The 6,864-nt window shown below is 60.8% G+C and carries 6 protein-coding genes; 2 read left to right on the top strand and 4 right to left on the bottom strand.

Annotation, left to right across the window (positions count from 1 at the left end; translation table 11 throughout):
• Nucleotides 1-299 (bottom strand): DUF6388 family protein (locus FEM54_RS20485; RefSeq protein ID WP_138452714.1); only part of this gene is annotated, 299 nt, incomplete at its 3' end.
• 296 nt (nt 300-595) lie between these two features.
• On the opposite strand from FEM54_RS20485, the gene FEM54_RS20480 reads away from it, so the two are divergent.
• Nucleotides 596-2,668, top strand: a complete 2,073-nt coding sequence (locus tag FEM54_RS20480; RefSeq protein ID WP_017136816.1) for an EAL domain-containing protein — start codon at nt 596-598, stop codon at nt 2,666-2,668.
• On the opposite strand, the gene FEM54_RS20475 is transcribed toward FEM54_RS20480, so the two are convergent.
• Genes FEM54_RS20475 through FEM54_RS20465 form a run of 3 tightly spaced genes read right to left on the bottom strand, consistent with a single transcriptional unit; the run spans nt 2,665 to nt 5,951 of the window.
• Nucleotides 2,665-3,513 (bottom strand): metal-dependent hydrolase, encoded by an 849-nt coding sequence (locus tag FEM54_RS20475; protein ID WP_099547831.1) that lies wholly within the window; start codon nt 3,511-3,513, stop codon nt 2,665-2,667. The two genes, FEM54_RS20480 and FEM54_RS20475, sit on opposite strands and share 4 nt — an antisense overlap.
• Before the next feature lie 15 nt (nt 3,514-3,528).
• Nucleotides 3,529-4,419 carry an SDR family NAD(P)-dependent oxidoreductase gene (locus FEM54_RS20470; protein ID WP_017136814.1) on the bottom strand — a complete coding sequence of 297 codons (891 nt, stop codon included), beginning with the start codon at nt 4,417-4,419 and terminating at the stop codon, nt 3,529-3,531.
• Nucleotides 4,416-5,951 (bottom strand): flavin-containing monooxygenase, encoded by a 1,536-nt coding sequence (locus tag FEM54_RS20465; protein WP_138452712.1) that lies wholly within the window; start codon nt 5,949-5,951, stop codon nt 4,416-4,418. Before FEM54_RS20465 ends, FEM54_RS20470 begins: the two co-directional genes overlap by 4 nt.
• 275 nt (nt 5,952-6,226) lie before the next feature.
• On the opposite strand from FEM54_RS20465, the gene FEM54_RS20460 reads away from it, so the two are divergent.
• Nucleotides 6,227-6,864, top strand: a 638-nt coding sequence (locus FEM54_RS20460) for an alpha/beta fold hydrolase (RefSeq protein ID WP_138452710.1), incomplete at its 3' end; no start/stop codon positions are given.

The following is a 6,864-nucleotide window of genomic DNA, read 5'->3' as shown; positions in this document are numbered from 1 at the left end:
TCTGCCCACGCCAACCCCGCCATCTGGGCGACTTCTTTATGCACTTCCAGGCGCTGAGCCTCAAAAGTTTCAGCCGACTCGGCCGTCAACTTGAGCGTCAGCTCCCAGGCAAACAGATTCTGGCGCTCAGCCTCGGCCTCGAAAGCTTCATGCAAGCGCTCGGCGCGATACTGCGCGAGGGTTTCGCCTTTGGCTTGGGCGGCCAGAGGGTTGAGGGTATCCAGTTGCGTCGCCACCTGGGGATGTTCATTCAAGAAACGGTCCAGGGCGCGCTGGTGGTTATCACCGGGTTCTGACAAGGGCTTACTCCTGATGGGATGAAGTGAATAGATGGGGTCACGCACAAGGCTTTGCAATCAGCTGGCGGGCAATCGTCACGTAGGCGGGCAGGGTCGCTGGCCTGGGCATCGAGAAAACGGGTTTGAGGGCTGACCTGACGGCCCCGATACACCGCGCAATCTGAAATTAATTCTGAATAATTAATTGTAGTGCGGCAAAAGCCTTTCGCTACCGGTAGGTGGCCGTGTAGCGTTACATGGGATTTTTGGGCACTGCCAAGCATGGGCAGAAAGCGATACGGGCAGAGGGACGGGGCATGGCGCAAACGCTGTTCAAACTTTTCCTCACCCAACGCCTGGCGGCCTTGGCCAGTACCGAATCATTGCGCGCCATCCGTGAAGGCTTGCTGTGGATCCTGCCGTGCCTGCTGGTGTCTGCCGGTTTCCTGATCTTGGCTGAATGCGCCAAGGTGCTGGGCTTCGATCCGCAGGTGGTGGCCTTTCTGTCGGGGTTGCATAACCAGATCAGCTCGGTGATCCCGCTGCTGGTGGCGGCATCGATTGGCTACATGCTCGCCATCCAGCACCGGCTGCCACAATTGCCAGTGGCATTTTTGTGCCTGGCCCACGTGGTTATCGCCACCTTTGTATTGCGCGACTACCCGCGAGCATCGGCGACGTTTGTATTGTTTATCGCCATCGCTTCGCCGCTGTTGAATGTGCCGACGATCGCCTGGCTGCACCGTTTCCGCTGGACGCGGCTGGTCAACGAAGACTTGGTGGGCCACAACCTGCGCGGCACCATCAACATGGTGGTGCCCGGCGCGATTACAGCGCTGTTGCTGGTGGTGGTGTTGTCGTTGATGTTGCAGATTCCCTATGTGGCGCAACTACAGGGGCCGCAGGTACTGGATGCATTGCAAACGCCGTATGGCAGCGGATTGTTTGTGACCTTGATGAATTCGCTGCTGTGGTTTTTCGGCATTCACGGTGTGTACGCCATGCAGCCGCTGTTTGATGTACTGGACCAGGCCGTAGTGCTCAATGGCGCCGCGCTGGCGGCGGGTGAACCGGTCAAGTACCTGCTCAACAGTGGCCTGCTCGGTTCTTTCGCGTTTATCGGTGGGTCGGGCGGGGCGTTGTGTTTGCTGCTGGCGATCCTGTTGTTTTCCAAAAGCCAAACCATGCGTTTGCTGGCAATGGCCAGTCTGCCGCTGTCGTTGTTCAATGTCAGCGAAGTGCTGTTGTTCGGCCTGCCGATCATCCTTAACCCACGCTTGTTTATCCCGTTTCTGCTGGTGCCGGCGTTCAACACCCTGCTGGCATTGACGGTGGTGCAGTTGGGCTGGGTATCGCCGGCAGTGGCCAGCGTGCCATTTACCGCGCCAGTGCTGCTCAATGCCTACCTCAGCACTCACGGCGACGTGGCGGCGGTGGTGCTGCAAGTGGTGCTGTTGGGGCTGGGCACGTTGGTGTATGCGCCGTATGTGCGCGCGATTCATCGCCAGTCCAGTGAGGGTGGCACGGTGTACCTCAAGTCGTTGGACATGACCTTCCGTGGCCTCGAAGAGAAAGGCCGCCTGCTGGAATTGGACCCGGTGTTGGCGTCCCACAAGGCGGCCGCCCGTCAGGCAGTCGAATTGAGCCGTATCCAGCAGATCAGCGATTACGAGTTCTACCTGGAATTCCAGCCGCAAGTCTCGACCCGCACCGGCCTGTGCACCGGCTGTGAGGCGCTGATGCGCGCGCGGGACAGCCAGGGCACGGTGCATTCACCCTGGGAGTTCCTGCAATGGCTGGCCCAGGCGCGGTTGATGCCGGATGTTGATCTGTGGGTGGCGTCCCAGGCCGTGCGCCAATATCAGAAGTGGCAAAAGATCGGCTTTGCCTTGCCCATGACCATCAATATTTCCAGCGCCACGCTCACTCACGCAGGCTATGGCGAGCGCCTGGTGGAGATCCTCGCCCAGGCCTGTGGCCAGATCTCGGTGGAAATCACCGAAGATGCATTGGTGGGTGATGTCCAGGCCACCCGCCAGACCATCCAGAGGCTCCAGGCGATCGGCGCCAAGGTGTATATCGATGACTTCGGCACCGGGTTTTCGGCCTTGAGTTACCTGCATCAGTTTCCGGTGGACTTTATCAAGATCGACCGCAGTTTCGTGGTGGCCCAGCGCGACCCCAAAGGCGCCCAGGTGTTGACCGGCATGTTGCGCTTTTGTGAGGCGCTGAACCTGGGCGTGGTGGTCGAGGGCGTGGAGACCGCCGAGCAGTTGGCCTTTTTGAATACCGGCACCGAGCTGTTTATCCAGGGCTGGTATTTCAGCAAGGCGCTGCCCGGCGACCTGCTACCGGGCTTTGTCCGCAGGCGTGCGGCGGCTCAGGCTTAAGCGTGGGCGGACGCGTATTCGCGCCGGGTTTGTTCAATCGCTTCGACCAGGTCGTCGATACCCGCCAGGCGTGCACGGTTGTCATGGTCCCAGGGGTGAAAGCCCGGTTTGAAATAGTGCAACCACGGCCGCAGCATGCGTGGGAACACGCCCTTGGGCCCGTATAGAAACTTGAGCATGCGCCAGAACCCCTTCAGGTGCCCACCGGCTTTGCGGTCGGCCAACAGCAGGCGCACATGGAAATCAAACACGACCAGCCAGAACAGCAGCGTGGTGGTCAACATGGTGCCGGTGCGCAACAGATAGCGCATCGGCCCAGGCTTGATCACGGTGTTCCACACATCGAACGCGACGGCCTTGTGCTCGGTTTCTTCGAGGGCGTGCCAGTACCACATCTGCTGGTAGCCCTTGAGTGACTCGCCAAAACGCGACGGGTCGCTGAGCAGGATTTCCGCGAGCATCGCCGTGTAGTGTTCCAGGGCGATGGTCACCGCCAGGTTGAACGACGGTGGCAGGTGTTTCTTCTGCAGGTCGAGGAAGAACTTCAGGCGCTTGTCGAGGGTGTGCGCCGGCAGACCGGCCGCTTGCAAGTGATCGTTGTAGGCCACGTGTTCGCGGCTGTGCATGGCTTCCTGGCCGATAAACCCCTGGATTTCTTTCTTCAACGCCGGGTCGTCGATGCGCTGGCGGTAGTGGCGCACGCTGTCCATGAAAAACAGCTCGCCCTGGGGAAACAGCAGCGACAACGCGTTGAAAAAGTGCGTGATGAACGGGCCTTGTTCGTGCCAGTCCTTAATGCGCTCGGCAGGCAAGGCAAAACGGATATCGCGACGGATCGGCAGCATGGTGCGTGCTCCTGTTCAGAGACGGGTTTCGTCGTTGGTTTCGAACACCGGCGTGCGCGGTTTGGGCGCCATACGCTTGCTGGCGAACACCACCAGGGCCTGATAGGCCGCCGGCAGGCACCGGGCGAGCAGGTCGAGAAAATACGCGTCGCGACCGATCAGCACGCGGCGCTTGTTCTTGCGCACGGCGTGCAAAATCACCTTGGCGGCCTGGTCGGCGTCGGTGATGAAGAGTTTTTCGAAGTCGGCGCGGGCCTGTTGCTCGCTGTGAATCAGAAAGCCGGTCATGTTCGCGTCGATACGGCTGCTGCGGCAGATATCGGTGCGAATGCCGCCGGGGTGTACGCAGGTGGCGGACACACCGCAGCCTTGCAGGTCGAGCTCCTGGCGCAGGGATTCGGTAAAGCCGCGCACGGCAAACTTGGTCGCGTTGTAACCGCTCATGCCCGGCTGGGCAAACAGGCCGAACACGCTGGAAGTATTGATCACATGCCCTTCGCCGCTGGCTTTGAGGTGCGGCAGAAACGCCTTGGTGCCATGCACCACGCCCCAGAAGTTGATGCCGACGATCCACTCAAGGTCGGCATAGTCCACACCCTCGACGGTGCTCGACAGCGCCACGCCGGCATTGTTGAAGATCAGGTTGACCTGGCCATGCTCGGCCGCGCAGCGTGCGGCCCAGTCTTGCACGGCCTGGCGGTCGGCCACATCGACGACGTGGGTGGTGATCATGATCGGCGACAAGGTTGAAGACTTGATCAGCGCGAGGGTGTGTTCCAAGCCTTGGCTGTTCTTGTCCGAAAGCGCCAGGTGGCAACCTTCGCGCGCCAACGCGAGGGCCAGGGCACGGCCCATGCCGGAGGCTGCGCCGGTGATTGCCGCCACGCGGCCATTGAATGACTTCATGACAGGCTGCCTTCTGCAGTGGGTTGCGGGGCCACAACCGCGCGCGGCGCGGAGGCCGGCAACGGGTTGGCGAGGTAGTCCTTGAGGGCAAAGTGCCGGGTGACTTGCTTGAAACGCCAGGTTGAGCCGGGCCATAGCGTGGTGTTTTTGCCGGTGCGCGGGTCCAGGTACCAACTTTGGCAACCACCGGTGTTCCAGATGGTGTGCTTGAGCTTGTCCTGCAACTGTTGGTTGTAAGCCTGCTCGACGGCGGGTTTGACCTCGACCGTGGCAATGCGCTGGTGCTGCATGTGCTTGAGCGCATCGAGGATGTAGGCGACCTGGGCCTCGATCATCAGAATCATCGAGTTATGCCCCAGGCCCGTGTTAGGCCCGACAATCAGGAACAGGTTGGGATAACCCGGCACCGTCGTACCTTTATAGGCGTGGGCGCCGTCGCGCCAGGCGTCCATCAGGTCGACACCGTCGCGACCGATGATGCAGTCGCGGGGCAGCGGGTCGGTGGCCTGGAAGCCGGTGCCGAAAATCAGGCAGTCGGCCGGGTGCTTGATGCCGTCGCTGGTGATCACGCCATCGGCTTCGATGCGCAGCACCGTGTCGGTGACCACCTCGACATTGCTGCGTGACAGCGCCGGGTAGTAGTCATTGGAGATCAACACGCGCTTGCAGCCGATGGTGTAGTCCGGCGTCAGGGTTTTGCGCAGGGAAGGGCGCGCCACCTGTTTGCGCAAGTGGCGCAGGGCGATCTTCTGCACCATCTTCATCAGCCGCGGGTGCAGGGCAAAGCCCACCACGCGGCCTTCCAGCGCCCAGTAAAAGGCGCCGCGCACCAGGCGTTGGGTAAACGGCAGGTGTTTGAAGGCCCAGCGTTCGAGCCTTGAAATCTCGCGATCCGGCTTGGGCATGATCCACGGTGGCGTGCGCTGGAACAGGTCCAGGTGCGCCACCTGCGGGGCAATCTGCGGCACGAACTGGATCGCACTGGCGCCGGTGCCGATCACCGCCACGCGCTTGCCTTTCAACGAATAGTCATGATCCCAGTGCTGGGAGTGAAAGCGTTTGCCCTTGAAGCTGTCCAGCCCTGGAATATCCGGCAACGCCGGGCGTGACAGGCCGCCCATGCCCGACACCAACACCCGCGCGCTAATCTTGCGGCCATCGCTGAAACTCAGTTGCCAGCGTTGCTGCTGCTCATCAAACACCGCACGTTGCAGGCCCATGCCGAAGCGCAAATAGGGCGCCAGCCCGAACCGCTGCGCGCAGTGCTCAAGGTAAGCGCGGATCTCCGCCTGTGGCGCAAATTGCCGCGTCCAGTTGGGGTTGGGCGCAAACGAATACGAATACACATGGGACTGCACGTCGCAGGCGCAGCCAGGGTAGTGGTTGTCACGCCAGGTGCCGCCCAGGGTGTCGGCCTGCTCGGCGATAAAGAAGTCGGTAAACCCGGCTTCCTTGAGTTTGATCGCCATGCACAGGCCGGCAAAACCTGAACCGATGATGGCGATGTCGATGGAATCACTGTGGGCATTCATAGGCTGTCCCTCATGGGCATCAGATGTGCTCCTGTTTTTGTTTTGTCTTTTAGATAGAACACCATTGCAAAGAAAAAATGAATTAATTATTTTAAAAAAGATTTTAAATAATCTACCTGAAAATATCGCCTACGCTAGGACCTTGTTCGCAATGTGCGCCTTGTCCGACAGACGCGCACGTTATGCAGCAAGTCCGGGTCCAGGGTGTGGACGGTGGCTGAGGCCTTGACCAATACCGGTCAGGGAGCAGCAGCAGGGAAGCAGAGGACCGAGCTATGGCGGTTGAATGGGTTGTTGCTGCGGGTGTGTTGGTGGGCGCCAGTGCGCTGCTGTGGGGCTTGAGTGCCTGGATGACACGGCGTATAGAAACCACCGTTCCGATCAACGGGCGTTTCGTCGAGGTCGATGGCGAGCGCTTTCACTATGTCGAAGAAGGTAAAGGCCCACCGCTGGTGATGATTCACGGGCTGATGGGCAGCAGTCGCAACCTCACCTATGCGTTGTCCGGGCAATTACGTGAACGCTTTCGGGTGATTACGCTGGACCGTCCGGGCTCCGGCTATTCCAGCCGGGGCGCACACACGGCGGCAGACCTGCCGGCCCAGGCCCGCCAAATCGCCGCGTTTATCAAGACCCTCGACCTGGATAAGCCGCTGGTGCTGGGGCATTCCCTTGGCGGTGCAATTGCCCTGGCGCTGGCGCTTGATCATCCGCATGCGGTGTCCGGGTTGGTCCTGGTTGCGCCGCTGACCCACCCGCAGCGCCTGTTGCCGCTGGTGTTCCTGTCACTGGCCGTACGCCCGGCCTGGTTGCGTCGTTGGGTGTCGCACACCCTGACCCTGCCCGTGGGGCTTTTGACCAAAGGTTCGGTGGTCAAGGGCGTGTTCGCCCCCGATACCGCGCCACCGGACTT

Source organism: Pseudomonas edaphica (genome assembly GCF_005863185.1).
In the GTDB taxonomy this organism is placed as follows: domain Bacteria; phylum Pseudomonadota; class Gammaproteobacteria; order Pseudomonadales; family Pseudomonadaceae; genus Aquipseudomonas; species Aquipseudomonas edaphica.
The sequence above is the reverse complement of the archived record's forward strand: the minus strand, read 5'-3'. Positions and strand labels throughout refer to the sequence as shown.

What these genes read in the sequence shown, in the direction of transcription:
- FEM54_RS20480 (WP_017136816.1), top strand. Translation starts at nt 596, where the DNA reads ATGGCGCAAACGCTGTTCAAACTTTTCCTCACCCAACGCCTGGCGGCC.
- FEM54_RS20465 (WP_138452712.1), bottom strand. Translation starts at nt 5,951, where the DNA reads ATGAATGCCCACAGTGATTCCATCGACATCGCCATCATCGGTTCAGGT.
- FEM54_RS20470 (WP_017136814.1), bottom strand. Translation starts at nt 4,419, where the DNA reads ATGAAGTCATTCAATGGCCGCGTGGCGGCAATCACCGGCGCAGCCTCC.
- FEM54_RS20475 (WP_099547831.1), bottom strand. Translation starts at nt 3,513, where the DNA reads ATGCTGCCGATCCGTCGCGATATCCGTTTTGCCTTGCCTGCCGAGCGC.